Raw genomic sequence first — 25,297 nt, 5'->3', positions numbered from 1 at the left:
CGACGCGTCCGTACCGTACGAGTCGGTGAATCGTGTGCGCCGTGACTACCCGGCGCTCGGCGCCATCGAGCTGGCCGCGCTGGTCCGCACCGGGCTGATCTCCCCACAGGCCCCGGTCGAGGCGGCCCTGGCCCGGCTGCGGGAGACCGACGGCGCGCTGCGGGCCTTCACCGCCTGCTGGCCGGACCTGGCCACGCATCGGGCCGGCCTGGTCGGCCGGGCGCTCGCCCGCGGCGCCGAGCTGCCGCTGGCCGGTGTGCCGATCGCGGTCAAGGCGGGCGGCGGCGTGACGGCGCCCACGACTCGCCGGCTGATCGCCGCGGGGGCCATCGTGATCGGGGCGACGGCGGTGCCGATCCGGGCCGCGCATCCCTGGCAGACCTGGGGGCACACCAGCCGCGGCCCGACGGTGAACCCGTGGCGGCCCGATCGGGTGCCCGGCGGCTCGTCGGCGGGTTCGGCGGTCGCCGTGGCCAGCGGGGTCGTCCCCCTCGCGACCGCCGCCGACGGCGCCGGCTCCACCCGCATCCCGGCGGCCTGGTGCGGCGTGGTCGGGCTCAAGCCGACCAACGGCCGATTCCCCGGCTCCGACCCCGCCGGCCTGACCGTGCCCGGCCCGATCGTCCGCCACGCCGCCGACGCGGCCGCCTGGTGGGCGGTCGTCGCCGGAGCCCGCGAGCCGCCGACGCTGTCGCCCGAACGCGATGCGCCGGCCCGCGGGCACTCGGTCGGCGGGGAGCCGACTCCCGGCCTGTACGCGCCGCTCGGCCTGCCGGGTGAGGATTGCGGTGCATCGGGTGCGGTCGGCGCTCCGAATCCGTACGAACCGCACCGCAGTCCGCCAGACCCGCCCGCGGACCGCTCGCTGGGGACCGGAGTCTGGTCGGCGACGCTCGGCTTTGCCGACCCGGAGCCCGAGGTGGTCGCCGTGAGCCGGGCCGCCGCCGACCGGCTTGCCGCCGCGGGTGTGCTGACCTGGACGGACATGCCCGTCGAGCTGCTTGACCCGGAGGCGGCCTGGACCGCGCTGAGAGCGGCGCCGGCGGCCCCGGCGCCGACGTCCGCTGGGCCGGCGTCCGCTGGGCCGGCGTCCGCTGGGTGGACATCCGCTGGAACCGCTGCCGCATCGAACGTCGCGGCGGTGCGCGCGCACAACGACCGTTGCCTCGCCGGCGTGTTCGCTCAGGCGGACGTGCTGCTCACGCCGACCACGCCCAACCGGCCGCATCCGCACGCGGGCCCGGGCGAGGTCCGCAGCGTGAGCCTGACCTGGACCTTCAACCTCAGTGGGCAGCCGGCGGTGAGTGTGCCCGCGGGTTTCACCGCCGACGGCTTCCCGGTCGGGTTGCAGATCGTCGGCCGTCACGGCGAGGAGGACCGACTGCTACGCCTCGTCGCCGCCCTCGAACGCCTCGCCCCTTGGCCGTCGCCGGAGCCGGACCGGTGGACCGGTGAGGCGGGTTAGGCGGGTCGGCGAGCGGAGGCGATCAGGTGGATGCCGATGGACTCGCCCTCGCGCTCGGCGGAGAGCTCCACCTCCGTGCGCACGAGGGTGGGGAAGCAGGAGACATCCTCGGCCACGGCCCGCTTGACCGCCTCGGCGGACAGCACCGTGCGCGGCCGGATCCAGTCGACGACGAAGCCGGCGCTGGTCAGCAGTGCCCGCAGCTCCTCCGGCCAGAAGCAGCGGGTGATGGTGCCGTCCTCGGCGGGAACGAGCACGACGTCGGCGCGGGGGACGTCGGACAGCTCCGCCCAGCGATGCTGCTCGGCGAGGCGGGCGAGGCCGAGCAGCAGTGAGTCGACGCAGAGCAGCAGCCTCCCGCCCGGGCGCAGCATGCTGTGGATCTCGTCGAGGGTCGTCTCCGTGGCCAGGCAGAACGACAGTGCCCGTGCCTCGGCGAGCACCGCGTCGAACGAGGCGGGGGAGAACCAGTCCAGCGAGCGGGCGTCGCCCACCACCGGCAGCAGCGCGCCCGGGCCGACGGCCGGGTCGGCCGACTCGGCCTGGGCCACGACCCGCACGACCTGGTGACCCGCGGTCACCATCTGGCGGGCGAAGCGGGCCCGTGGGCCGGAGACGTCAAGTACCCGCGCCGGCTGCGCCGGCAGCCACTCCCGCAGCTGCGCCGACGCGACCTCCTCATAGAAGGCCCAGTACGGATCGTCACTGTCGGCCGGAGCCTCGCAGACCAGGGTGTTTGCTCGTCCACGAGGCGGGCCCGGATCGGCGTCGGGGCCAGGCAGCATGAAGCTTTCCTACCCTTCGGGAGGCGATGATGCGAGGCAAGTCACACACTCAAGGTGGAAGTCTGACAGATTCCACGCTCGACCACGCTGAGTCCTTCCCTGCTGTGTCGGATCGATGCACGCCGGTTCCGCCACCCCCCGACGGCGTCGACAAGGCCGACGGCGTCGACAAGGCCGACGGTGTCGGCGTGGCCGACGGTGCCTTCCTAGCTGTGGACGGTGGGCGACTGTCGGTGGTTCCCGGGATCGGCGCGTCGACCGTCGTGTTCCTGCACGGGGCCGGCAGCGGCGTCGACACGCCGCTGTTCGAGGCGCTGGCCGTCCGTTTGGGCGCCGCCGGGGTGCGGGTCGCCCGGCTGGAGATGCCCTACCGGGTGGCCGGGCGCCGTGCGCCGGACCGGCCGGCCCGCCTCGACGCGGTGGCCACCGCCGCGATCGAGGCGCTCGGGACGCCGCGCCCGCTGGTCCTGGCGGGGGTGTCGATGGGCTCGCGGGTGGCCATGCGGGTCGCCGTCGGATCCGGCGCGCGCGGGGTGCTCGCCCTCGGCTTCCCGCTGCGGCCGCCGGGCACCACCGCGGCGGGCGGTCCGAAGCCGTCGCGGCAGGGGGAGCTCGACGGCGCCGGCGTGCCCGTCCTCGTCGTCCAGGGTGACCGGGACGCCTTCGGCCGACCGGAGCCGGATCCGGCGCTTGACCGGCGGGTGCACCTCGTCGCGGGCGGCGACCACTCCTTCCGGACGCGGGTGCGGGACGGCCGGCCGGCCGGCGACGCCGTCGCGGAGGCCGCCCGGGTCGGCGCCGCATTCCTGCTCGACCGGTTGGGCCCGTTGGCTGCGGCGCGGGAATCAGCTGTGGGGTGATCGGCGTTGACGTCGTTGTCTCACGAGGTCACGGAGGTCCCATGACTCCTGCGAACGCCACCCACCGGCAGCCGCCGGCGCAGCCGCGACATGTCCCACAATGGCCCCCTGTGGCCATCGTGCCGATGCGCGCCGGAGCCGTGGTCGGGGTATCGTCCGCTCCGGAGAGACGGTCCGGTTCCGTCCGGTCCGAAACCCGAAACATGGAGCGGGCCGTTGCACAGCGTAGCGGTGAGGGAGTGATCCTGGTCGACGAGACCACCGAGGAGCGGGGCGCGCGGTTCGAGCGCGACGCCCTCCCGTACCTCGACCAGCTGTATGCCGCCGCCCTGCGGATGACCCGCAACCCGGCCGACGCGGAGGACCTCGTCCAGGAGACCTTCGTCAAGGCGTTTGCGGCCTTCCACCAGTTCCAGGAGGGCACGAACCTCAAGGCGTGGCTCTACCGGATCCTCACCAACACCTTCATCAACACCTACCGCAAGCGGCAGCGGCAGCCGTTGCAGAGCCCGACCGAGCAGGTCGAGGACTGGCAGCTCGCCGAGGCCGAGTCGCACACGTCCAGCGGCCTGAAGAGCGCCGAGACCGAGGCGCTGGAGCACCTGCCCGACAGCGACATCAAGGACGCGTTGCAGGCGTTGCCGGAGGACTTCCGGATGGCGGTGTACCTCGCCGACGTCGAGGGCTTCGCCTACAAGGAGATCGCGGAGATCATGGGAACGCCGATCGGGACCGTGATGTCCCGGCTGCACCGTGGCCGACGCGGTCTGCGCAAGTCCCTGGAGCAGTACGCGGCGGGTCGTGGGCTGGTGGGCGCGGGGTCCGCGGACGGCGAGGGTGGTGCGTCGTGAGCTGCGGTGGTGAGCACGAGATCGACTGCCGGAAGGTGCTGGACGCGGTCTTCCTGTATCTCGACGGCGAGTGCGACGGCGGGCAGCAGAACCTGATCCGGTCCCATCTCGACGAGTGCTCCCCGTGCCTGCGCGAGTTCGGCGTGGAACACGAGGTGAAGATGCTCGTCGCCCGCAAGTGCGGCGGGGAACGGGCGCCGGACTCGCTGCGGACCAGCGTCCTGGCCCGGCTGCGGTCGGCCCGGGTGGAGGCGGACGCCACCGAGTTCCGGGCCGAGTAGGGCGCCGGCAGCCCCGACCGCGGGCTGCCCTGCGCCTGACCTCGTCCGCCGCCTGCGAGACCGACCGTGACGAACGCCTGTCCGTCACGGCGTTGACGGCCACGCGGCGTACAGGGCTTGCACAGGATCGCGGGCTACCGTCCTGCGTTGTGCGCATCCTCGTCACCGGCGCGGCCGGCTTCATCGGTTCCACCGTCACCGACCGGCTGCTGGCCGACGGTCACAGCGTCGTCGGCGTCGACGACCTGTCCGCCGGCCGCCTGGCCAACCTCACCGCGGCGGCGGCCGACCCGCGCTTTTCCTTCGAGCAGCTCGACGTCACCTCGCCCGAGCTGCACGCCCTCGCCGACCGGGTGCGGCCCGACGTGGTCGCCCACCTGGCGGCCCAGATCGACGTCCGGGTCAGCGTCGCCGACCCGCTGCGCGACGCCAGGCAGAACGTGCTCGGCACGATCAACGTTCTCGAGGCCGGCCGGCTCGCCGGCGCGTCCAAGGTCATCCACACCTCGTCCGGCGGGTCGATCTACGGTTCGCCCGCGCGGCTGCCGGTGGACGAGACCGCGCCGGTGGCGCCCGAGTCCCCGTACGCGGCCGGCAAGGCCGCCGGCGAGCTGTACCTGAACGTCTACCGGGCCACCCACGGCCTGGCCTCGACGGCCCTGGCGCTGGCCAACGTCTACGGGCCGCGGCAGGACCCGCACGGAGAGGCGGGCGTCGTCGCCATCTTCGGGACGGCCATGCTGGCCGGGCGGCAGGCGAAGATCTTCGGCGACGGCACCGCGAGCCGGGACTACGTGTTCGTCGGCGACGTGGCCGAGGCGTTCGTCCGGGTGCTGCCGGTGGACGCCGCCGCCGGCGCCCGGCTCAACATCGGCACCGGCGTCGAGACCAGCGTCCGGGACCTGCACAGCCGGATCGCCGCGATCGTCGGCGTGCCCGACACCCCCCTGCGGGCTCCGGCGCGTCCCGGCGAGCTGGCCCGCATCGCCCTGGCCGTGCACCTGGCCGAGCGGCTGGTGGGCTGGCGACCCAGGGTCGACCTCGACGAGGGTCTGGCGCGGACCGTCGCCTGGCTGCGCCGGCAGACCGTCGCCGCGGCCTGAGCGGAGCCTGGCGGCGGGCCGTGCGCGCACGGCCCGCCGGGCTGCTCAGCTGTTCTGGGCTTCCCAGCAGTTCTGGGCGGCTCAGGTGTTCGGGCGCTTGCCGTGGTTGGCCTTGCTCTTGGCCCGCGCGCGCCGCTTGCGCTTCTTCTTCGCCATGGCGTCCTCCCCTCCGTCAATCGGATGTGGAGTCATCGTGCCAGCCCGGGCCGGCGGGTGGTGACCGACCTGCCCGCGGGGCCCTCACTCTCGCCGCCCGCGTCGCCCTCCGTACCACGCCCGCCGCCGGCCTGCCCGACCAGGCGGACGTTCCCGACGGCACCGTCCCCGGAGACCACCGCGGCGCCGCTGGGTGAGTCGTCGGCGAGCACGTCGTCCGCGTAGGGACGAGCGTCGGGCTCCTCCCAGTCGGCGCGGTCGTCGTCACCGGGTCGGCCACGGCGACCTGGCTCGCCCTGGTGACTGGGCTCGTCGCTGTGACGATCGGGACCTGGCTGGTCGTCGTCGGCGAGGCGCTCGTCGCGGCCGAAGCGGCCGTCCGGACCGAAGCGGTCGTCGGAGCCGATCAGCTCGGCCGCGTCGCCGTACCCCGCCAGCGTCGCGCCGGCCAGCGCCGCCTGACGCCGGGCTCGCAGTGTGCGCCAGGCCCGCACCGGAGTCACGGCGCCGAACAGCCCGAGCGCCGCGGCCATCGCCACGTCGCCGATGCTCACCACCGCCGGCGCCCCCGGGAAGGGCAGCGGAATGATGTCGCTGAGCAGGCGCAGGCTCGTGCCGTCCCCGGCGGGAGTGTGAAAGGCCGAGGTGAGGATGTCGTCGATCGGGACGCCGGCCCGGTCCGCGCCCCACAACGACACCGGCATCTGCCCGCCGTTCGCCGTGATGACGGCGGCGTTGGCGATGATGCCGGTCACCAGCAGGCCGAGCCCGGGCAGCCGGTTGTTCATGCCGGCGAACAACGCGGCAAGCACCGCCGCCACGATCCAGGCGGGGCTGTGCAGCGCCGGGACGAGCCCGCCCACCGCCAGTACCAGGACCACCGCGGCGAACAACCACGGACGCAGGACGTGGACGCGGGCAAGGGCGCCGAGGGTTCCGCCACGGGCCAGGCCGACGCCCAGCCCGCACACCAGGGTCAGCACGAGAAGTACGAGCACATCCGTAGTCTGCGTGGTTATGGCGGACAGTCCCAACACCGGGCGGTCGAGTCGCCTCTGTGCTGCGGTGCGAACACACCTGTGGGCGGAGGGCAGTTGGTCCGGGTGACCGGTGGCACTAGGCTCTTGCCAGGTTCGATCCGCCGCTGAAAGGGAGCCCGATGGCCGAGGAAGTCCGCGCGGAGATGGTGGCCAACGTCTGGAAGGTCGTCGTCGGTGTGGGTGATCCGGTGGCCGCCGGCGACGCCCTCGTCATCCTCGACTCCATGAAGATGGAGATCCCGGTGATCAGCGAGGACGGCGGCACTGTCGCCCGGATCGCGGTCCAGGAGGGCGACGTCGTCCAGGACGGCGACCTGATCGCCGTGGTCGAGCCGGTCGCCGCGGGCTGAGCCCCACCCGGCCCCACCCGGGCCTCCGCCCGGTCCACCCGGGATGGCAACAGCCGGGCCGGTCCACCGGGCGCGGCTCGTTCCGGTCCGTTCCGCCGGTCGCGTTCCGCGGGTGGCGTTCCGCTCGGCGCCCGGCGTGACTGTCGGGCCCGCTCGGATCCGCGGCGGGCCGCCTGCAGGCCGTCCCCGCCGTCGGCCGTGGGCTGGGTCGCGTCATGCCCTAAGCTGACGTTCGTGGACGCTTCGTTCTGCGACCGTTGCGGTCAGTTGGCCAGTGTGGGCAGTCATGAGGCGTGCGCGCGGGCCCGTGAGCTCGAACCCCCGCGTTACTGCCGGGTCTGCCGGCGGCGGCTGGTGGTGCAGGTGACCCCCGCGGGCTGGTCGGCGCGCTGCACCGAGCACGGCCTCAAGACGGCCACCAACGCCTGATTCCGCCCGCCGCACCTCCGGCCGGGGCCCGCGCCGCGCGCGAGCCAGCCGGCCGGAGACGGGCGCGGTGCTACAGCGTGGCCTGCAGCGACTTGATCGGCATGCTCAGGTCGGCGAGCATCTTCAGATCGGACTCGGCCGGCCGGCCCAGCGTCGTCAGGTAGTTGCCCACGATCACGGCGTTGATACCGCCGAGCATCCCCTGCGCCTCCAGGTCGCCCAGGGTGATCTCCCGGCCGCCCGAGTAGCGCAGGATCGTCCGGGGCAGTGCCAGCCGGAACGCGGCGATGGCGCGCAGCGCGTCGCGCGGCTGCACCGGGGGGTAGTCGCCGAAGGGCGTACCCGGCCGCGGGTTGAGGAAGTTCAGCGGCACCTCGTCGGGCTCCAGCACGGCGAGCTGGGCGGCGAGTTCGGCCCGCTGCTCCAGCGACTCCCCGACTCCCAGGATCGCGCCGCAGCACAGTTCCATTCCGGCCGCGCGCACCATCTCGCAGGTCTCCCAGCGCTCCTCCCAGCTGTGGGTGGTGACGACCTTGGGGAAGTGCGAGCGGGACGTCTCGAGGTTGTGGTTGTAACGGTGCACGCCGATCGCGGTGAGCTCGTCGACCTGGTCCTGGGTCAGCATGCCCAGCGAGCAGGCGACGTTGATGTCGACGGCCGCGCGGATGGCCGCGACCCCCTCGCGGACCTGGGACATGAGCCGGGCGTCGGGTCCGCGAACGGCCGCGACGATGCAGAACTCGGTGGCGCCGGTGGCCGCGGTCTGGCGGGCCGCCTCGACCAGCGAGGGCACGTCGAGCCACGCCGAGCGCACCGGCGAGTCGAACTTGCCCGACTGCGAGCAGAAGTGGCAGTCCTCCGGGCAGCCGCCCGTCTTCAGGCTGATGATGCCCTCGACCTCGACCTCCGGCCCGCACCAGCGCATTCGGACCTCGTGGGCGAGCGCGAGGGCGTCGCCCAGGTACTCGTCGGGCAGCCGCAGGACGGCGAGCACGCCGGCCTCGTCGAGCCCCCGCCCGGCCTCGAGCACCTCGCGCCGGGCGTGGGCGAGCAGGGCGGCCGGGTCCTGCCCGGCGGCGGCCGGCGCCGACGGTGGCACCGTCGCCGGGGCGATGTGCGCGGTCACGGGTGCGGTCACGGGGGCCTCCAGGCGGGACGTCGGCAGAGGAGATGCGCTCGGTGGTCGGGTCGGGTCGTCGTCGGATGGTCTGGGGTCGTCGTCGGATGGTCTGATCGAATCGGTTTCCCGATCCTGCTTGTCCGGTTTCATGCGGTTAAGCAGACTTTGTCGGGTTTCTCGGGTTGACTTGTCGTCAGATCGGTCGGAGTGCGCCCTCCATTGTCGAACCCGGGCCCGCCCGGCCGCCCGGTTTTCCCACGCGACATCGGGCACGTTCGTCACCCGCCCGCCTCCGGCGCAGGAGCACAGGCCGACGGTCGGCCACCCGCGTGTACCGTCACCGCGCCCGCCGGCCACTCGCCTTCGCTGTCACCGCGCCCGCCGGCCACCCGCCTTGGCCGCGGCCCACTGTCTCCGCCGCCGGCCCACTGCCTCCGCCGGCGTTCCGCCTCCGCCTCCGTCGCCGGCCACCCGCCCTCCCGCGCTCCCGCGCTCCCTTGCCTTTCTACCGGGACAACGCGGACGGGCGGAGCCGCGGAAAGACAAGGGAATCGCCCTATAGGGGGTGGCGTGCACGGAACTGCTGTGCACGGAAGGTACCGCCGAGGGCGGGTTCGAGCGACTGCCGGGCGGCCGCCAGGAACTCGGGCCGGCTCAACAGGGCGGCGCCCGCAGGCAGAGCGCCGGCCAGCGGCCGGCCGGCCAGGTCGGCCAGGTCGGCCAGGTTGCTGCGGCAGGCCAGATCCGGCTCGCGCGGCCAGGATCCGATCACGACGCCGGCGAGGTCGAGGCCGCGGTGGGCGAGCGCCTCCAGGGTCAGCGCGGTGGCGTTCAACGCACCGAGACCCGCCGTCGTCACGACGAGCACCGGCGCTGCGAGCAGCCGGGCGAGATCGGCCAGGGTGGCGCCGTTGTCGTCGTAGCGCACCAGCAGCCCGCCGGCCCCCTCGACGAGGACGAGATCGTGGTCGGTGGCGAGCTTGCCGATCCGGGTCGCCACGTCGCCGAGGTCGACGGCGGGTCGTCCGGCTCGGCGGGCGGCGGCCGCCGGTGCGAGCGGGTCGGGATAACGGGCCAGCTCGTGGACGTCGCGGATGCCCGCGAGGCCGGCGACCAGGTCGACGTCGCCCAACTCGTCGGGCCGGACCCCGGTCTGTGCCGGCTTGACCACCGCGACGGCGTGGCCGCGGTCGTGGGCGAGCGCGGCCAGCGCCGCGGTCACCACCGTCTTGCCGACCTCGGTGCCGGTCCCGGTGACCACCAGCAGCGTCACCGGGTGACCGCCTCGGTGACGGGCACCCCGGCGGCGAGAACCTCGGAAGTGAGAACCTCGGAAGCGAGGACGCCGGCGGCGGCGAACGCCTCGGTCGCGAGCGCCAGGTCGGCGTCGGTGAGGTCGGCGCGGGCGGCAAGGCGCAGCCGGCTCGTGCCCGCGGGCACCGTCGGCGGCCGGAAGCAGCCGACCGCCACCCCGTGTGCCAGGCAGGTCGCCGCCGCGGCCACCGCCGGTTCCGGCTCGCCGAGGAGGACCGAGACGACCGCGCCGGCCGGGCGCGGCGCCCCGGTGAGCGCGGCGAGCTCGTCGGCGCGGCGCCGGACCGCCGCGGGCAGCTCCGGATGGGCCCGCAGGTGCGTCAGCGCCGCCAGCGCCCCACCGGCGCTTGCCGGGGCGAGGCCGGTGTCGAAGATGAAGGCGCGGGCCGTGTCGATGAGGTGGTCGCGCACGGCCGCCGTGCCCAGGACCGCGCCGCCCTGGCCGCCGAGCGCCTTCGACAGGGTGACCGTGGCCACCACGTCCGGCTCGCCGGCGAGCCCGGCGGCGGCCAGCGCGCCGCGTCCGGCCGGGCCGACCACGCCGAGCCCGTGCGCCTCGTCGACGACGAGGACCGCCCCGTGCGCGCGGGCCGTGGCGTGCAGCTCGGCGAGGGGGGCGGCGTCGCCGTCGGCGGAGAACACCGACTCGGTCACCACGAGCGCGCGGCGCCAGCCGCCGGCGGCGAGGGCGGCGGTCACGGCGGCGACGTCGCCGTGCGGGGTGATGGCCACCCGAGCCCGGGACAACCGACAGGCGTCGACGATCGAGGCGTGGTTGAGCGCGTCGGAGACGATCAGATCCCCGGGGCCGGCGAGCCCGGTCAGGCAGCCCAGGTTCGCCGTGTAGCCGGAGGAGAACACGAGCGCCCCGGCGAAGCCGACGTGGTCGGCGAGTGCCGCCTCCAGCTCGCCGTGCAGGGCGGTCGTCCCGGTCACCAGCCGGCTGCCGGTGGATCCGGTGCCCCACTCCCGCAGGGCGCGCGCCGCCCCCTCGACGACCGCGGGATGGCGGCCGAGGCCGAGGTAGTCGTTGCCGGCGAGGTCGACGCGCACCCGGGAACCGTCCGCGGCGGGCGTCCGCGGGCGCGGGTGCAGCCGGCGGCGCAGGCCGGCCGCCTCCCGGCCGCGGGCATGATCTGCGAGCCAGGCCAGCGGATCGGCCGTGGGCGGGCCGCCGGTGGGCTCCGTGGCGGTATTCGCTACGCTCGTGGCGGTTTGCGGCTTCGTGCGCGTGGCGGGGACCACGGCCGCGGTGGCGTTGTCGACGGTCACGACGGCGAGCGTACGGGCCCGGACGGTCCCGCGGGGGTGCCCGCCAGCTCGCAGCCCCGGTCCGTCTGGCAGTCTGCGACCCGTGGGAACCCTCGCCGACATGCTGCGCGCGAGCACGGATCTCAGCGACGACGACATCGACCACCTGCACGCGCTCGTCGCGGACTGGGCTCTGCTCGCCGACCTGTCCTTCGCTGATCTGCTGCTCCTCGTACCCGTCCGTTCCGGTTCGGGGTCGGGCCGCGGCCATACCAGCGGGACCGAGTTCCTCGTCGTGGCCCAGGTCCGACCCACGACGGGCCCGACCGCGTACCACAACGACGAGGTCGGCAGCGTCGTCATCAACCGGTGGGTGGTCCAGAACGCCTGGCGGGAGCACCGCATCGCCCGGGAGGGCGAGCCGGAGTGGGACGGCGGGGTGCCGGTGCGGACGGAGGCGATCCCCGTCCGCCACGGGGACGAGGTGATCGCCGTGCTCGCCCGCGACACCAACCTCGTCAACCCCCGCACCCCCAGCGATCTGGAGTCCTCCTACCTGCAGGGCGCCAACAACCTGGCCCTGATGATCGCCGAGGGCGCCTTCCCGTTCCGCGGGAGCTCGGCCGAGCTGCCGGAGTCACCTCGGGTCGGCGACGGGATGATGCGGCTCGACGGCGCCGGCAAGGTCATCTTCGCCAGCCCGAACGCGCTGTCGGCGTACCGCCGCCTCGGCTACACCGGCAACGTCACCGGCGAGGACCTGCGCACGGTGCACCGGGCGCTGAACCTGCCCGCGACCACGCCCGCCGTCTGGCACGCGATCGGTCGGCGCCGGCCGGTGGAGGTCGAGGCCGGGGTCGGCAGCACGGTGGTGATGCTGCGGGCGATCCCGCTGTTTCCCGGGGCCACCCGGGAGGTGCTCGTCCTCGTCCGGGACGTCTCGGATCTGCGCCGGCGCGAGGCGCTGCTGCTGAGCAAGGACGCCACCATCCGTGAGATCCATCACAGGGTGAAGAACAATCTTCAGACGGTGGCCGCCCTGCTGCGGCTGCAGATGCGTCGGACCAAGGTCGACGAGGCGCGATCGGCCCTGCGGGAGTCGGTGCGGCGGGTGACCTCGATCGCGGTTGTGCACGAGACGCTCTCGCAGAGCCTGGGCGAGAGCGTGCCGTTCGACGAGATCGCCGACCAGATCACGTCGGTGACCGTCGACCTGGCGTCCACCGGCGCGCGGGCGAACACCCGCAGGTCGGGTTCCTTCGGGCGGCTGCCCGGCGAACTCGCCACCCCGCTGGCCCTTGTGCTTTCGGAGCTTCTGCAGAATGCTGTAGAACATGCGTTCGATGGTTCGGCGGGCTCGATCGAGATCCGCGTGCAGCGTGCGGTGGACCGGCTGGACGTCGTGGTCGCCGACGACGGGGCCGGCCTGCCGGAGGACTTCCAGCTCGAGCACTCGCCCCGGCTGGGGCTGCAGATCGTCCGTCAGCTCGTGCTCGGCGAGATGCACGGCACCATCCGGCTGCAGGCCGGCCCGGAGCGGGGCACCGAGGCGCTCCTGTCCATCCCACTTTCTGAAAGTTGAGTGTTTAGGGTGCGCGCGCGGGGGTATCCCCCATCATGTGTCCCTCGCTCGCGGCCGGTGCGGCGATGTTCCGCGCCCGCAGGCGGGGCGCGCGGGGGCCGCGGCGGGGGTCGAAAACATTACGGCCGCCCCGTCCGCGTCGCGCCGCATCGCTGCGGCGGACGCGCGGACAGAACGGCCGATGCTGCTGCCAGCCACCCCCGTGCCTGAGCACGGGTCATGGCGTGGCGTCGTGCGGGGACCGCTGTGGTCCGCCGATGGTGCGAGGTACGGCGGGCAGGATCTACCGCGGGTGGTTGTGGTGATGCGGACGTGGCACGTCCTTGGAGCACCCCGGTCCTCGGCGCTGGGCCACCGGGGGTCGTGCACTCAGGCGGTTCGCACCCGCAGACGGACCTGGCGCTTGAGCGCCCGGCGTTCGTCCTCGCTCAACCCGCCCCAGACACCGGAGTCCTGCCCGGTGTCCAGTGCCCAGTTGAGGCAGTCACTGGTGACTGCGCACCGCGCGCAAACGGCCTTTGCCTCTTCGACCTGGCGTTCCGCCGGACCGGTAGTACCGATCGGGAAGAAGAGCTCGGGATCCTCGTCACGGCAGAGCGCTCTGTGGCGCCAGTCCATGCGTCCAACTCCCTCTCTCGTCTCGGGCCACACTGCACATGAGACGCTTTGCGAGCCGCTACGGTTGTGCCGCGGATGAAAATTAAATGAGCAGGTTGTCTGCTCGGCCCCGTCGGCGGGCCGTGGAGCGGGTTCCTGGCTGTCGGTGAGCCCGGGTGCACGTGCATCCACCTCGGACATTCGCCACCCTCCCACCGGAACGGGCAGGGGCGCAAGAACCTGCAACCGTCTTCACACCCTGCCTGGCCTGCACTTGTCCGGCAGGGACACAGATGGGCCACGGGGTGCGACCGTCTCCGACGGTTGCTGAAGCGCCACAGAAGTCCTGGTTGACAGGGGATGCGGTGGCACGACCCGGCTGCCGACGGGCCGGTGCGCGCGGCGCAGGGCGGGTTCTTCCCGATCAAGTGGCCGGCGTCATGCCATCTGGGCATCGATGTTCGTCTGCGCGCATCCGGGTTACTCCGGCCGCGGCTGGGCGGCGTCCTCCCCGCCTGCCGTGACACGCGCGGCCCGCCGGAGATGGCAGGGTTGGCCCATGGAGGTTCTCGGTCATCGCGGTAGCAGGGTCCCCGGCCCGGAGAACACGGTCGAGGCGGTGGATGCGGCGCTGCGAGCAGGCGCGGACGGCGTCGAGATCGACGTCCGCCGCAGCGCCGACGGGGACCTGGTGTGCGTGCACGACGCCCGGCTGTCCAGGCCGGCCGGGCGGGCGATCGTCCGGCAGCCCACCGAGGCGCTGCGCGCCCGGGGGATCCCGCTGCTCGACGAGATCCTCGACGTCTGGGCCGGCCGCGGCCGGCTGATCTGTGAGATCAAGAACCAGCCCGGCCAGCCGGACTTCGACGCCCCCCGGGAGCGCACGGCGCGGGCCCTCGCCGAGCGGCTGCGCGCCCGGGGCTGGACGGGGCCACGGCCCACCGTGGCCGACCTCGACGCAGGAGCCGGCGGCATCACGGTGTCGTCGTTCGACTGGTTCGCCATCGAGGCCCTGCGCGATGCGGAACTGGCGGTCACGACGGCGTTCCTGACGATGCCGCGGATGTCCGTCAGCGGCGGCCTCGCCTACGCGCGGTCCGCGGGCCACGCCGAGCTGCACGCCCACATCAGCGCCGTGCTCGGCTCGCCGGACGCGGGCGCCCGCGCCCGGCAGGCCGGCGTGCGCCTGGTGACGTGGACGGTCACCGCCGTCGACGCCGCGCGCCGGTTGCGGGACGCCGGGGTCGACGGGGCGATCTGCGACGACCCGGTCGAGATCCGCCGAGCCCTGGCCGCCCCGCCTGCCCCGGACACCTCGCCCACCCCCGGCGCCTCCCCGGCCTCGGGCGCCTCCCCGGCCTCGGGCGCCTCCCCGGCCTCGGGCGCCTCCCCGGCCTCGGGCGCCTCTCCGGCCTCGGGCGCCTCCCCGGACCACTGAGCCGAGACGGCGACGACGCGCGTCCCTACCCTGGATCGTCGTGGCGGGAGTCAAGGCCAGAATGCGGCCACATCACGCCGAGGGATAAGGACGGCATTCCGGGCGCGGACCGTACCGAAGCCTCGGCACGATTCCGTGCACGATCGATCACAGCGGCGGGCGGGCGGCCGCGGGCTGCCCGGAATCCGAGCCGTGGGCAGCGGACCGTCCGGCGGTGCGGGCCTCGGACGTAGGTGCGGGCCTCGGCCGTACCCGTCCGGTTGGCCTCGACCATCCGGTCTCGCGGCACCTGCCGGATCAGGCGATGACGCGCAGGGCCCGCGGGTGGTGGGTGAGCGTGACGTCGAGGTACTCGCCGAGGTACTCGCCGTCCATCTGTAGCGGCAGCGGGTGATCCGCGAGGAACCGGATCACAGCCGCGTCGTGGCGGCGCACGACGTTGCGCCCGCGCGGACCGCGCCCGTCTCCCAGGATCTGCGAGGCAGTGCGCAGCACGCTGGACAGCCGCACCCGGCGCAGCGCCAGCAGATCCAGCCCGGTGTCGAACGACGCCTCGGGGCAGGCCAGCACGGGACGGGAGTTCAGGTAGGTCCACGGGCGGGTGTTGCAGACGATGCCGAGGGCGATGCGCTCCTCGGTGCTCCCGGCCGCCGCCGCATCCGCGGCCTGCCCGGCGTCGGTCGGCAGGCCGGCGTCGGTCGGCGGGCCGGCGTCGCTCGGCGGGCCGGCGTCGGTCAAGGGGCCGGCGTCGGCAGGCGGAGCGGCGCCGGTGGGGAGAGCGGCGTCGGTGAGGGGCCCGTCGCCGGTAGGAAGGCTGTGGGCGGCGGTCGTCTCCAGGGCGATGGGTGGGGCGCCCCGGTCCGCGCCGCGGGTCACCTGACCCGCCGCCGTCCGCAGGAACAGGCCGGCGCTGTTGCGGCGCCCCTTGTGCCGCTTCTCCTCGGCCCGCGCGACCACCCGCGCGTCCAGCCCGATGCCGAAGCAGAACGTGAACCAGCGACTCACGTCGCCGTACTCGGCCCGACCGATGCTGATCCGGCGGCTGCGCCCCTCGCGCAACGCGTTCAGCAGCTCACCGGTCGCCTCCACCGGCGACGCCGAATAACCCAGCGCTCGAGCGAACACGTTGGTGCTACCACCCGGCACCACCGCGAGCGCCGGCCCGTCGTCGCCCGGGCCGTTCTGCAGAAGCCCGTTGGTGATCTCGTTGACGGTGCCGTCCCCGCCCAGGGCGATCACCACATCGACCCCGAGCTCGACCGCTCGCGCCCCCAGCTCGACCCCGTGACCGCGGCCTTTGGTCAGCACGGTCTCCATCGCGACGTCCGCCGCGAGCGCGCTGGCGAGGACGTCACGAACACGCTCCGTTGTGGTGGTGGCGACGGGGTTGACGACCAGCAGCCCTCGCATGCCTCTACCGTAGTCCGCCCGCCCATCCCGGGCGGCGGCTGGGAAAACTCTCACATCGGTGAAACCGGGGGGCCCGGGTGTCGGCGCCGTCGCGCTCCGCGGATCTCGCGCCCGCCTCGAATCGGTAGGAATCGCCCGCAACGGGCGCCCGGGGGAGTCGTGTGACGGTGACGGCGACCCCCATACGCGCCCAGCTGGGCGGAGGGCGCGCCACTTCGAGATCGCGGGACTGGACCGGCTCCCCGGGAGAGTCTGGTCCGGCGGGGCCCGGGGGAGAACAGCCTGGGGTCGTGGGAGACCGGTCTGGGGGCCGGGGGCCCTCGGAGGATCGGTCTGCAGGGTCCCTGGGAGGACGGTCTGGGGCCCCGGGAGAACGTTCTGGGGCCCTTGGGGGACCGGTCTGAGGCCTTGGAGACGTAGTGTCGCAGGCATGGGATCCACGAGCCGTCCCGGGCAGCCGGCGGGCGGCCGGTTCGACGAACTGCGTGCGGCCGCGCGCACCGCGTCTGTCACGACCTGGGTGGCCAGCGTCCTGCTCGTCGCCGAGGCGCTCGTCCTGCTGGCGTTGGGCGTCCTGCAGGTGCTGCGTGGGTTCGGGTCCGACATCGACGACGTGGGGCGCGCCGAGACCGGTGGGGTGCTCGCGATCCTCGGCGCCGTGGGCGTGGCCGTGCTCGCGGCCGGAGTGCTGCGGCGAGGGGCGTCCTACCGGTCGCCGACGCTCGTCGTGCAGATCCTCTGCCTGCCGGTCGCCTGGGGCCTGGTGCAGGCCGGCGACTACGGCTACGGCATTCCGCTGTTCGTCGTCCCGCTCGTGATCATCGTGGCCCTGCTGGCCTCGGTCGGGTTCGGTCCGTCGGCCTCCGACGCCCGCGGCCCCGCCACCCACGCGGGGCAGGACGAGGGCGGGGACGCCGGACGCGGCGATGGCCGGCAGGTCACCCGCGGGCCGCGGCATCCCTGAGACCGCGCCCGGTGGGTGTTCGGGTTCGGGTGTTCGGGTTTGCGCGGGTGGCGGGTTCTTCGGGTGATGAGGGCGGTCCTGGGGCGGCGCGTGGCCGGGTCAGGACGTTCGCCGAGCAAGGCCGGACGGCCCGGCGGGGCGGCCGGACGGCCGGGGGTGGCCAGGTGGCCGGAGGCGGGAGGGTCAGCCGTCCTCGAGCAGGCCGCGGCGTAGCTGGGCCAGGGTTCGGGCCAGCAGCCGGGACACGTGCATCTGGGATATTCCGAGCTCGGTGGCGATCTGCGACTGGGTCATGTTGCCGAAGAAGCGCAGGAGCAGGATGCGCTTTTCCCGCGGCGGGAGCTTCTCCAGCAGCGGCTTGAGCGACTCGCGGTACTCGACGCCCTCCAGGGACTCGTCCTGGACGCCGAGGGTGTCCGCCACGGCGGGAGCCTCGTCGTCACCGGAGTCCGGCGCGTCGAGGGAGACCGCCGAGTAGGCGTTGGCCGATTCGAGGCCCTCGAGGACGTCCTCCTCGCTCATCTGCAGGTGCCGGGCGATCTCGCTGACGGTGGGGGAGCGGCCGAGTGTCTGGGACAGCTCGGACGTCGCCTTCGTCAGGGAGAGCTTGAGCTCCTGCAGACGGCGGGGAACCCGGATCGCCCAGCCCTTGTCGCGGAAGTGCCGCTTGATCTCGCCGACGATCGTCGGGGTGGCGTAGGTGGAGAACTCCACCCCGCGCTCCGGGTCGAACCGGTCCACCGACTTGATCAGGCCGATCGTGGCGACCTGGACGAGGTCGTCGAGCGGCTCGCCACGGTTGCGAAAGCGACGGGCGAGGTACTCCACCAGCGGCAGATGCATCCGGACCAGCTGGTCACGGATGGCGGCGCGCTCCGCGTCACCCTCGGGCAGCTCGGCCAGGCGCACGAACAGCGCCCGGGCCATCGCCCGGTCGGGAGAGTGGGTGCGCTCGGTGCTCTCGCGCTCGGGCTCGGCGGTCGGCACCGGCTGGGCCGCGACCTCGGCACCGAGGTCCGCCTCCTGGCCTCGCTCGGCGGGATGTTCGTCCAGGGCCGCCCCCCGCTGGCTCAGGGCGGCCACCGGGTCCACCGCGGGGGCGTCCTGGCCGGCTGCCGTGCGGGGCGGAGTCGGGGTTCTGCCGGTTGACGTCACGGTGTACCTACCGCGTCACCCAGTGGTGTCTGGTCGGCGGCACCCGATCCGCGGACGTGCCCCGCCGGCGGCTCGCCGAGATCCGCCCGCACGCCCCGGCGCTTCTGCAGCGTGATGCTCACCTTGTTGCCCGGGCCGGTGGAGGTGTCGACATCGCCCGCGAGGGCCTTGAGGACCGTCCAGGCGAAGGTGTCCTCGGACGGCGGCTCGCCGTCGAGGCTCTCGACCGTCACCAGCACGTGCATCACTCCGGGCGAGAGCGTGAACGTGCAGTCGAGCGACGACCCGGGCACCGCGGAGACGAGCAGCAGCGCGCACGCCTCGTCCACGGCGATCCGCAGGTCCTCGATGTCGTCGAGGGTGAAGTCGAGCCGAGCCGCGAGGGAGGCCGTGGCCGTGCGCAGCACGGTCAGGTAGGCACTGGCCGCGGGCAGGGTGAGCGCGACGACGTCGCGCAGTCCGCCGGAATGGGCGGTTTGGCTGTCGATGGTGTCGGAGTTCTCCGCGCCGCCGGTCGAAGGCGTCGGATCCACGTTCCTACCCCCAAAGAGCCTGCGTAGTGCGAGGAGGAACCCTCGCGGGTGGTCCGCCGGCCGGAGCCGGCCGAACGATGATGTTGTGAATGACTGCCTTCCCGTCCACCGACGGCATCATGCATCTGCGCGGCGGCCGTGACGTCCCTCATGGCCGCTCGCGATCCGCTCCGTCGGCGGCCGGCGACGGCCACCGCCTCCACCGTACCCAGCCGCCGGTGGGTCCCGCAGGTCGGGTGATCGTAAGCCCGCACCGGCGGCCTCTTTCCGTGCCTGGCCGGTGCCGGTCCCGGCCGGGTGCGCGGGGCCGAGAACGGAGACGAACCGCCGAGCCGGGCCCGATCCGGGCCAACCCGGCGAGATCAGGACGGATCGCCGGTGCCGGTCCCGGTGCACGGGCGCGGGCGGGCCAGAGCGGCGAGATCGGTGAGGGCGTCGCCGTCCACCCGCCAGGTCGACCACCCGGTCAGCGGCCGCGCCGCCAACGAGCGGTAGAACGCCTGCGCCGGGGTGTTCCAGTCGAGCACGGCCCATTCGAGCCGCCGGTAGCCGCGGGTGGCGCAGACCGTGGCGAGCGCGGCGAGCAGCGCCCGGCCGTGGCCGCTGCGGCGGTGCCCCGGTTGCACGAACAGGTCGATCAGGTACATGCCGGACTGGCCAGTCCAGGTGGAGAAGGTGGGATGCCAGATCGCGAAGCCCACGATCGGGGGCGGACGGTCCGCGCCCGTCGCAGGCGCACCGCCGGTCGCAGGCGCACCACCGGTCGCCGTCGTGCCGCCGGTCGCCGTCGTGCCGCCGGTCGGAGGCGCACCATCGGTTGCGGGTGGTCCCCCGGACGGGGGTGGTCCCCCGGTCGGGGTAGCACCCGCGGGTGGCTGGTCCGCCGTGGCCACGAGGCAGTAGGCGGCCGGGATCGGGCCGAACAGGGCGGCCTGCAGCTCGGCCGGGGTCATGGTGACCTGGTCCGCCTCGCGCTCGTAGGCGGCCAGCGCCCGGACGAGTTCCAGGATGGCCTCGACGTCGCCGGGGCCGGCCACCCGGATCATCGCGATCCGCCCGCCATGGCGCCGGCGGCGCGTAGCTCGTCGTAGAAGGCCCGGCAGTCGCGGTAGGTGGGCAGCAGGCCCGCCGACTCGGCCTCCTTCAGGGAGGGGGCGGCGGCGTCCTTCTCCGACAGCAGCGGCGTGAGGTCGTCGGGCCAGGGCAGGGCCAGATCGGGGTCGAGCGGGTCGACGCCGTGTTCGCGGCCGGGGGTGTAGGGCGTCGAGCACAGGTAGGAGATCGCCGCGTCGTCGGTCAGCGCCATGAAGGCGTGCCCCAGACCTTCCGAGACGTACAGGCCGCGCCGGTCGACGTCGTCGAGCAGGACCGCGGCGAAGGTGCCGAACGTTGGCGATCCGGTGCGGATGTCGACGACGCAGTCGAGCACCCGCCCGCGTACGCAGGTCACGTACTTCGCCTGACTGGGTGGCACCTGAGCGTAGTGCACGCCGCGAAGCGTCCCGGCCCGGCTGACGCTGTGATTGGCCTGCGACAGGGTCAGCGGATGGCCCACGACCTCGGCAAGAGCGTCGGAGCGGAACCACTCCAGGAAGGTCCCGCGGCTGTCGGAGTGCTGACGAGGGGTGAACACCCAGGCGTCCGGAACCGATAGTTCGCTGATCTCCACGACAGCGAAGGTACCGGTTCGACCGGTTGCCTCCCAGCAGGCCGGACCGTCGGGTCGGCGCGCGTTGGTGCTCAGGTGTGGCTCGTGCGGAGCGCCGGCTCCGGTGGTGGTGCGGCCGGAGTCCGTCGTGAAGCTAGAGCACCTTGGACAGGAAGGCGCGGGTGCGCTCGTGCGCCGGCGCGGTGAGCAGGGTGGCCGGCGGCCCGGACTCGACGACCGTGCCGGCGTCCATGAAGACGACGGTGTCGGCCGCCTGGCGGGCGAACCCGAGCTCGTGCGTCACCACGATCATCGTCATCCCCTCGGCGGCGAGCTGGCGCATGATCTCCAGCACCTCGCCGACCAGCTCGGGGTCGAGCGCGGAGGTCGGCTCGTCGAACAGCATCAGCTTGGGACGCATCGCCAGCGCCCGGGCGATCGCGACCCGCTGCTGCTGCCCGCCGGAGAGCTCCGCGGGATAGGCGCCGGCCCGATCGGCGAGGCCCACCCGGGCCAGCAACGCCCGGCCCCGGTCGACCGCCTCGGATCGCCGCTCGGCGCGCACCCGGACCGGGGCCTCGATGATGTTCTCCAGGGCGGTCAGGTGCGGGAAGAGGTTGAACCGCTGGAACACCATCCCGATCTCCTGGCGCTTGCGGGCGATGTCGCGGGGCCGCAGCTCCCGGATCCGCCCACGGTGCTCGCGGTAACCGACGAGCTCCCCGTCGACCTCCAGCCGGCCGCCACTGATCCGCTCCAGGTGGTTGATGCAGCGCAGGAACGTGGTCTTCCCGGATCCGGATGGCCCGATCAGGCAGGTCACCTCGCCGGGGACCACGGTCAGGGAGACCTCCCGAAGGGCGGCGTGCTGGCCGAAGGACTTGCGCACCCGCTCGGCGCGGACCATCGGCACCGCGCTGCCGCTCACCGGCGGTCCCCGGCGCCGGGCAGGGTGCCGCGGGCGAAACGGCGCTCGAGCTGGTGCTGGCCGAGCGTGAGCACCGAGGTCAGGGCGAGATACCACAGCGCCGCCACGATCAACAGCGGGATCGTCTGGAAGGTGCGGGCGTAGACGATGCGCGTGGCGTTGAGCAGTTCGTTGTAGGAGATCACGCTCACCAGGGAGGTCGTCTTGAGCATCGAGATGGTCTCGTTGCCGGTGGGTGGGATGATCGTCCGCATGGCCTGCGGCAGCACGATGCGCCGCAGGGCCAGCGCCCGGGACATGCCGAGCGCGGACGCCGCCTCGGTCTGGCCCGCGTCGACGCCGTTGATGCCGGCGCGCACGATCTCGGCCATGTAGGCGGCCTCGTTGAGGCCGAGCCCGAGCACCGCCGCGGCGAACAGCGGCACGATGTGGTTGGCGTCGCCGGAGACGAAGCTCGGCCCGAACGGTATTCCGAGCGAAAGCCGGGGGTACAGCGCGCCGACGAAGCTCCAGAACAGGATCTGTACCAGCAGCGGGGTGCCCCGGAAGAACCAGATGTACAGCCAGGCGGCGCCGGCCACGACCGGGTTCGGCGACATCCGCAGGATGGCCAGCACGATTCCGCCGACGATCCCGATCGCCATCGCGATCACCGTCAGGTAGACGGTGGCCCACAGGCCGCGCAGCACCGGCTCGGCGAACAGGTAGTCGCCGACGGTGCCCCACTGGAAATGCGGGTTGGTGACGAGGGAGTGCACCCCCATCGCGGCGAGGACCAGGATGACCACACCCGCGGCCCACCGGCCGGGATGGCGCAGCGGCACGGCGTCGACGTCCCCCCCGGCCACGGGGGGCGCGGCTTCGGCGGCGGGCGCGGCTTCGGCGGCGAGGGCGGGTTCGGCGGCGAGGGCGGGCTCGGCGGTCGGCGCGGCGCCGGGCGGGGGCGGCGGGGCGCCGGGCGGCGGGGCGCCGGGCGGCGGGGCGTCCGCGGCCGTCATCCGGCCGCGCCGTTGAGCCGCGGGTCGCTGATGGCCCCGTCACGGACCCCCCATCGGTCGAGGATCTTCGCGTAGGAGCCGTCGTCGATCAGCTTCGCCATGGCGGCGCGCAGCGGGGCGGCCAGGCCGGAGTTCTTCGGCACGGCGATGCCGTAGGGCGCGGTCCCGTAGGGCTTCCCCACGATCCGGATCTTTCCGCCGGACAGCTTCGCCTGGTAGTCGGCGACCGGGGAGTCCGCCATCGACACCTCGGCGCGGCCCGAGGTGAGGGCCAGGTTGGCGCCGTTCTGGTCGTCGTAGTTCTGGACGGTGACCTTGGGCTTGCCCGCGGCCGTGCACCGGCCGCTCTGGTCGCCGGCGTCGGTCTGCTGGGTGGTGCCGGTCTCCACCGCCACCGTGTGTCCGCACAGGTCGGCCAGCGTGGCGATCTCCGCGCCGTCCTCGCCGCGGGTCATGAAGGAGGTGCCCGCGGAGTAGTAGGTCACGAAGTCGACCTGCTTCTCCCGCTCTTTGGTGTCGGTGAACGACGACATGCCGACGTCATATCGGCCGGAGGCGAGACCGGGCAGGATCGAGTCGAAGACCACCTGCGTGGGCTGGACCTTGAGACCCAGGACACCGCCGAGTGCGCGGGCCAGGTCGATATCCATTCCGATGATGGTTTTTCCGTCCGTGTCGAAGAACTCGTTCGGCGCGTAGGACGGGTCGGTGGCCACCGTGAGCGTCCCCTTGTCGCGACTGCTTTGGGGTAGTTGACCTGCGATGACGCTGTCAGCGGCGGTGGCCGTCGCCGGGGTGACCGTGGAGTCGGAGTCATCATCGCCACAGCCCGCCGCGATCGTCAGCAACGCGAGGCTCATGACCAGGGCAGATATCCTCGCACCATGACGAAAAACGCCGCTGTGCACTGATGACCTCCAGGATTCGGGCGGAGCGTTACGTGATGTGGGCGGTGTCCGAGTGCACCAAACCCTGATCATGTGACGTCTTCGCTACGCTCGCACACCCGCTCCGTGTCGACATGTTTCGTTTGCGTTGCGGTGAGGTTCGTCCGAGGTTCACCGTGGGCGAACCTTCGGCGAGAGCTGGAGCGGGTCGGCGTGCGATATTGGATGTAACCCCGGGCAACCCCCGGGCGCTCGTCCCGCTGCACGATCACCAAACATCGTGGAGTGGGGCCGCTCAGGCCCGCCCTCCTGCGGACACGGCACGCACGGAGGGCGGGCGTCTTGTAGCGCCGCCCAGGTGGTACCACGATCGCCCACGGGGCCACCGGCGGCATGTCCGAGGAGCAATCTCCGTGACCGCAACCACTGACCACTCGACCCTCGACTCCACCGCCGCGTCGGAACTGGCCGGGGTCAGCCCGCGCCCGTCCGACGACGATCCCGCCTTCGCCCTGCACCGCGGCGGTAAGATCGGCATCGCGCTCACCGTCCCCCTGGAGAACCGCGAGGACCTCTCGCTGGCCTACACTCCCGGGGTCGCGCGGGTGTGCACGGCGATCGCCGAGACGCCGGCGCTTGCCGACGACTACACCTGGCGGTCCAACACCGTCGCAGTCGTCACCGACGGGACCGCCGTGCTCGGCCTCGGTGACATCGGCCCTCTGGGTTCCCTGCCGGTCATGGAGGGCAAGGCGGCCCTGTTCAAGCACTTCGGCGGCGTCGACGCCGTCCCGCTCGCGCTCGCCTGCACCGACGTCGAGGAGATCGTCGAGACCGTCGTCCGGCTCGCGCCGAGCTTCGGTGGAATCAACCTCGAGGACATCTCGGCGCCGCGGTGCTTCGCGATCGAGCGCCTCCTGCAGGAGCGCGTCGACATCCCGGTCTTCCACGACGACCAGCACGGCACCGCGATCGTCGCCCTGGCCGCGTTGGAGAACGCCGCCAAGCTGACCGGTCGCACCCTCGGCGACCTGCGTGCCGTGGTGTCCGGCGCGGGGGCGGCCGGAGTGGCGGTGACCCGCATCCTGCTGGCCGCCGGCATCGGCGACATCGCGGTGGGGGACAGCCGCGGCATCATCTACCCCGGCCGCGAGGCCCTCACCTCGGTGAAGGCCGCGCTCGCCGCCGAGACCAACTCCGCCGGCCTGACCGGTTCGATCACCGACGCGCTGCGCGGCGCGGACGTGTTCCTCGGTCTGTCCTCCGGGCAGGTGCCGGAGGAGGCGGTCGCCACCATGGCGCCCGAGGCGATCATCTTCGCGATGGCGAACCCGGACCCCGAGGTGGAGCCCGCGATCGCCCACAAGTACGCCCGCATCGTCGCCACCGGGCGCAGCGACTACCCCAACCAGATCAACAACGTGCTGGCGTTCCCCGGGGTGTTCCGCGGTGCGCTCGACGTGCGGGCCAGCCGGGTGACGGAGGGCATGAAGCTCGCCGCCGCCACGGCGCTCGCCGATGTGATCGCCGACGAGCTGGCCGACGACCTCATCATCCCGAGCGTGTTCGACCCCCGGGTGGCTCCGGCCGTCTCCGCGGCGGTCGCCGCGGCCGCCCGGGCCGACGGGGTCGCCCGGCGCTGACGGAAGATCCCGGACGGTCGGGGACCCCGCGGGCAGCCGCCTGCGGGGTCCCCGTCGTCCACGGCGGAGCAGGGCCCGAGCGGGCGCGTCCTCAGACGCGGCCGCACCCCTGGCAGGGCCGGTGCTCGACGGCGTCGTCGAGCGGGCGGAGCGTCCCGCAGCCCTTGTAGGAGCAGCAGACGAAGTCCGCCGACATGACGGTGATGACCGGTGTGCCGTCGACCATGACCGTGGCGGGTGCCTCCGGGATCGGGACGACGTGCCGGCGGCGGAAGCTCAGCCGCCGGTGCGCGCCGCGCCGCGGGGGCGTCTCCGACGGGTCATCCCGGGTCACCACGGTTTGTTCACCGCACCGTCCACGCTTGTCGTACCCACGGCGATGAGTTCAGCACAACGGACCCGGGGACGCGCGGACCGGGGCGGATGATCCCTGTTCGTCGGAATTGACCCCGGCATCCCCCTTGCGGCCGCCTCGCGTCGCTCGCGCCCGCGACCGGGCGGTCGTAGGT

At 73.4% G+C, this 25,297-nt stretch carries 27 protein-coding genes; 11 read left to right on the top strand and 16 right to left on the bottom strand.

Going from position 1 to position 25,297, the window contains the following annotated elements; translation table 11 throughout:
* Positions 1-25: 25 nt before the first annotated feature.
* Positions 26-1,465 (top strand): amidase, encoded by a 1,440-nt coding sequence (locus FRAAL_RS26195; RefSeq protein WP_011607066.1) that lies wholly within the window; start codon positions 26-28, stop codon positions 1,463-1,465.
* Here the strand turns inward: FRAAL_RS26195 and FRAAL_RS26190 are convergent.
* On the bottom strand, positions 1,462-2,250 hold the full coding sequence (locus FRAAL_RS26190) for a class I SAM-dependent methyltransferase (protein ID WP_011607065.1): 789 nt from the start codon (positions 2,248-2,250) through the stop codon (positions 1,462-1,464). The genes FRAAL_RS26195 and FRAAL_RS26190 overlap by 4 nt on opposite strands.
* Positions 2,251-2,354: 104 nt before the next feature.
* Here FRAAL_RS26190 and FRAAL_RS26185 point away from each other — a divergent pair, with 104 nt between their 5' ends.
* The 4 genes from FRAAL_RS26185 to FRAAL_RS26170 all read left to right on the top strand — a co-directional run bounded on the left by FRAAL_RS26185 (position 2,355) and on the right by FRAAL_RS26170 (position 5,345).
* Positions 2,355-3,110 (top strand): alpha/beta hydrolase family protein, encoded by a 756-nt coding sequence (locus tag FRAAL_RS26185; RefSeq protein ID WP_011607064.1) that lies wholly within the window; start codon positions 2,355-2,357, stop codon positions 3,108-3,110.
* Positions 3,111-3,151: 41 nt separating this feature from the next.
* On the top strand, positions 3,152-3,961 hold the full coding sequence (locus tag FRAAL_RS26180) for a sigma-70 family RNA polymerase sigma factor (RefSeq protein ID WP_306281013.1): 810 nt from the start codon (positions 3,152-3,154) through the stop codon (positions 3,959-3,961).
* Positions 3,958-4,242 (top strand): mycothiol system anti-sigma-R factor, encoded by a 285-nt coding sequence (rsrA, locus tag FRAAL_RS26175; RefSeq protein WP_041939802.1) that lies wholly within the window; start codon positions 3,958-3,960, stop codon positions 4,240-4,242. Before FRAAL_RS26180 ends, rsrA begins: the two co-directional genes overlap by 4 nt.
* A 149-nt stretch (positions 4,243-4,391) precedes the next feature.
* Positions 4,392-5,345: an NAD-dependent epimerase/dehydratase family protein gene (locus tag FRAAL_RS26170; protein WP_011607061.1), complete on the top strand. Its 954-nt coding sequence runs from the start codon at positions 4,392-4,394 to the stop codon at positions 5,343-5,345.
* 81 nt (positions 5,346-5,426) lie between these two features.
* Here the strand turns inward: FRAAL_RS26170 and FRAAL_RS36215 are convergent, their stop codons facing one another.
* Positions 5,427-5,501, bottom strand: coding sequence for a 50S ribosomal protein bL37 (locus FRAAL_RS36215; protein ID WP_369299096.1), 75 nt, complete (start codon positions 5,499-5,501; stop codon positions 5,427-5,429).
* Positions 5,502-5,533: 32 nt separating this feature from the next.
* The gene (locus FRAAL_RS26165; protein WP_231861358.1) at positions 5,534-6,499 is read right to left on the bottom strand and encodes a DUF5317 domain-containing protein; all 966 of its coding nucleotides are present in this window, start codon (positions 6,497-6,499) and stop codon (positions 5,534-5,536) included.
* Positions 6,500-6,660: 161 nt separating this feature from the next.
* Here FRAAL_RS26165 and FRAAL_RS26160 point away from each other — a divergent pair, with 161 nt between their 5' ends.
* Together FRAAL_RS26160 and bsaP are read left to right on the top strand one after the other, a co-directional pair.
* A complete protein-coding gene (locus tag FRAAL_RS26160) occupies positions 6,661-6,891 on the top strand; it encodes a biotin/lipoyl-binding carrier protein (protein ID WP_011607058.1) in 231 nt (76 codons plus the stop codon).
* Between the two features lie 234 nt (positions 6,892-7,125).
* The gene (gene bsaP / locus FRAAL_RS26155; RefSeq protein WP_041939801.1) at positions 7,126-7,320 is read left to right on the top strand and encodes a biotin synthase auxiliary protein BsaP; all 195 of its coding nucleotides are present in this window, start codon (positions 7,126-7,128) and stop codon (positions 7,318-7,320) included.
* A 70-nt stretch (positions 7,321-7,390) separates the two neighbouring features.
* Here the strand turns inward: bsaP and bioB are convergent, their stop codons facing one another.
* The 3 genes from bioB to FRAAL_RS26140 form a co-directional block, all read right to left on the bottom strand.
* Positions 7,391-8,458 (bottom strand): biotin synthase BioB, encoded by a 1,068-nt coding sequence (gene bioB / locus FRAAL_RS26150; protein WP_083866927.1) that lies wholly within the window; start codon positions 8,456-8,458, stop codon positions 7,391-7,393.
* A 538-nt stretch (positions 8,459-8,996) separates the two neighbouring features.
* Positions 8,997-9,713 (bottom strand): dethiobiotin synthase, encoded by a 717-nt coding sequence (gene bioD, locus FRAAL_RS26145; RefSeq protein ID WP_041939800.1) that lies wholly within the window; start codon positions 9,711-9,713, stop codon positions 8,997-8,999.
* Positions 9,710-11,026 carry an 8-amino-7-oxononanoate synthase gene (locus FRAAL_RS26140; RefSeq protein WP_231861357.1) on the bottom strand — a complete coding sequence of 439 codons (1,317 nt, stop codon included), beginning with the start codon at positions 11,024-11,026 and terminating at the stop codon, positions 9,710-9,712. The genes bioD and FRAAL_RS26140 overlap by 4 nt, the downstream gene beginning before the upstream one ends.
* 100 nt (positions 11,027-11,126) lie before the next feature.
* Here FRAAL_RS26140 and FRAAL_RS26135 point away from each other — a divergent pair, with 100 nt between their 5' ends.
* Positions 11,127-12,587, top strand: a complete 1,461-nt coding sequence (locus tag FRAAL_RS26135; protein ID WP_011607053.1) for a sensor histidine kinase — start codon at positions 11,127-11,129, stop codon at positions 12,585-12,587.
* 369 nt (positions 12,588-12,956) lie between these two features.
* On the opposite strand, the gene FRAAL_RS26130 is transcribed toward FRAAL_RS26135, so the two are convergent.
* Positions 12,957-13,205 carry a WhiB family transcriptional regulator gene (locus FRAAL_RS26130; protein ID WP_009742166.1) on the bottom strand — a complete coding sequence of 83 codons (249 nt, stop codon included), beginning with the start codon at positions 13,203-13,205 and terminating at the stop codon, positions 12,957-12,959.
* A 538-nt stretch (positions 13,206-13,743) separates the two neighbouring features.
* On the opposite strand from FRAAL_RS26130, the gene FRAAL_RS26125 reads away from it, so the two are divergent.
* Positions 13,744-14,622, top strand: a complete 879-nt coding sequence (locus tag FRAAL_RS26125) for a glycerophosphodiester phosphodiesterase (RefSeq protein WP_050997257.1) — start codon at positions 13,744-13,746, stop codon at positions 14,620-14,622.
* A 297-nt stretch (positions 14,623-14,919) separates the two neighbouring features.
* Here FRAAL_RS26125 and FRAAL_RS26120 read toward each other — a convergent pair whose 3' ends face one another.
* Positions 14,920-16,032 (bottom strand): diacylglycerol/lipid kinase family protein, encoded by a 1,113-nt coding sequence (locus tag FRAAL_RS26120; protein WP_041939798.1) that lies wholly within the window; start codon positions 16,030-16,032, stop codon positions 14,920-14,922.
* 430 nt (positions 16,033-16,462) lie between these two features.
* On the opposite strand from FRAAL_RS26120, the gene FRAAL_RS26115 reads away from it, so the two are divergent.
* On the top strand, positions 16,463-16,996 hold the full coding sequence (locus FRAAL_RS26115) for a hypothetical protein (protein ID WP_041939797.1): 534 nt from the start codon (positions 16,463-16,465) through the stop codon (positions 16,994-16,996).
* Between the two features lie 183 nt (positions 16,997-17,179).
* On the opposite strand, the gene FRAAL_RS26110 is transcribed toward FRAAL_RS26115, so the two are convergent.
* The 7 genes from FRAAL_RS26110 to FRAAL_RS26080 form a co-directional block, all read right to left on the bottom strand.
* Positions 17,180-18,151 (bottom strand): RNA polymerase sigma factor SigF, encoded by a 972-nt coding sequence (locus FRAAL_RS26110; protein ID WP_083866925.1) that lies wholly within the window; start codon positions 18,149-18,151, stop codon positions 17,180-17,182.
* The gene (locus FRAAL_RS26105; protein WP_011607046.1) at positions 18,148-18,684 is read right to left on the bottom strand and encodes an anti-sigma factor; all 537 of its coding nucleotides are present in this window, start codon (positions 18,682-18,684) and stop codon (positions 18,148-18,150) included. The genes FRAAL_RS26110 and FRAAL_RS26105 overlap by 4 nt, the downstream gene beginning before the upstream one ends.
* Positions 18,685-19,046: 362 nt before the next feature.
* A complete protein-coding gene (locus tag FRAAL_RS26100; RefSeq protein WP_041939796.1) occupies positions 19,047-19,730 on the bottom strand; it encodes a GNAT family N-acetyltransferase in 684 nt (227 codons plus the stop codon).
* Positions 19,727-20,353: a dTDP-4-dehydrorhamnose 3,5-epimerase family protein gene (locus tag FRAAL_RS26095; protein WP_011607044.1), complete on the bottom strand. Its 627-nt coding sequence runs from the start codon at positions 20,351-20,353 to the stop codon at positions 19,727-19,729. Before FRAAL_RS26095 ends, FRAAL_RS26100 begins: the two co-directional genes overlap by 4 nt.
* 133 nt (positions 20,354-20,486) lie before the next feature.
* On the bottom strand, positions 20,487-21,245 hold the full coding sequence (locus tag FRAAL_RS26090; protein WP_011607043.1) for an amino acid ABC transporter ATP-binding protein: 759 nt from the start codon (positions 21,243-21,245) through the stop codon (positions 20,487-20,489).
* An 11-nt stretch (positions 21,246-21,256) separates the two neighbouring features.
* Positions 21,257-22,258, bottom strand: a complete 1,002-nt coding sequence (locus FRAAL_RS26085) for an amino acid ABC transporter permease (protein ID WP_011607042.1) — start codon at positions 22,256-22,258, stop codon at positions 21,257-21,259.
* Positions 22,255-23,118, bottom strand: a complete 864-nt coding sequence (locus FRAAL_RS26080) for an ABC transporter substrate-binding protein (protein WP_063822665.1) — start codon at positions 23,116-23,118, stop codon at positions 22,255-22,257. Before FRAAL_RS26080 ends, FRAAL_RS26085 begins: the two co-directional genes overlap by 4 nt.
* Before the next feature lie 440 nt (positions 23,119-23,558).
* Here FRAAL_RS26080 and FRAAL_RS26075 point away from each other — a divergent pair, with 440 nt between their 5' ends.
* Positions 23,559-24,788, top strand: coding sequence for an NAD(P)-dependent malic enzyme (locus FRAAL_RS26075; protein ID WP_011607040.1), 1,230 nt, complete (start codon positions 23,559-23,561; stop codon positions 24,786-24,788).
* 91 nt (positions 24,789-24,879) lie between these two features.
* On the opposite strand, the gene FRAAL_RS26070 is transcribed toward FRAAL_RS26075, so the two are convergent.
* Positions 24,880-25,122, bottom strand: a complete 243-nt coding sequence (locus FRAAL_RS26070) for a hypothetical protein (protein ID WP_231861356.1) — start codon at positions 25,120-25,122, stop codon at positions 24,880-24,882.
* Positions 25,123-25,297: the final 175 nt, after the last annotated feature.

It is taken from the genome of Frankia alni ACN14a (assembly GCF_000058485.1).
Classification (GTDB): Bacteria; Actinomycetota; Actinomycetes; order Frankiales; family Frankiaceae; genus Frankia; species Frankia alni.
This window is presented reverse-complemented; position numbering and strand designations above follow the sequence as displayed.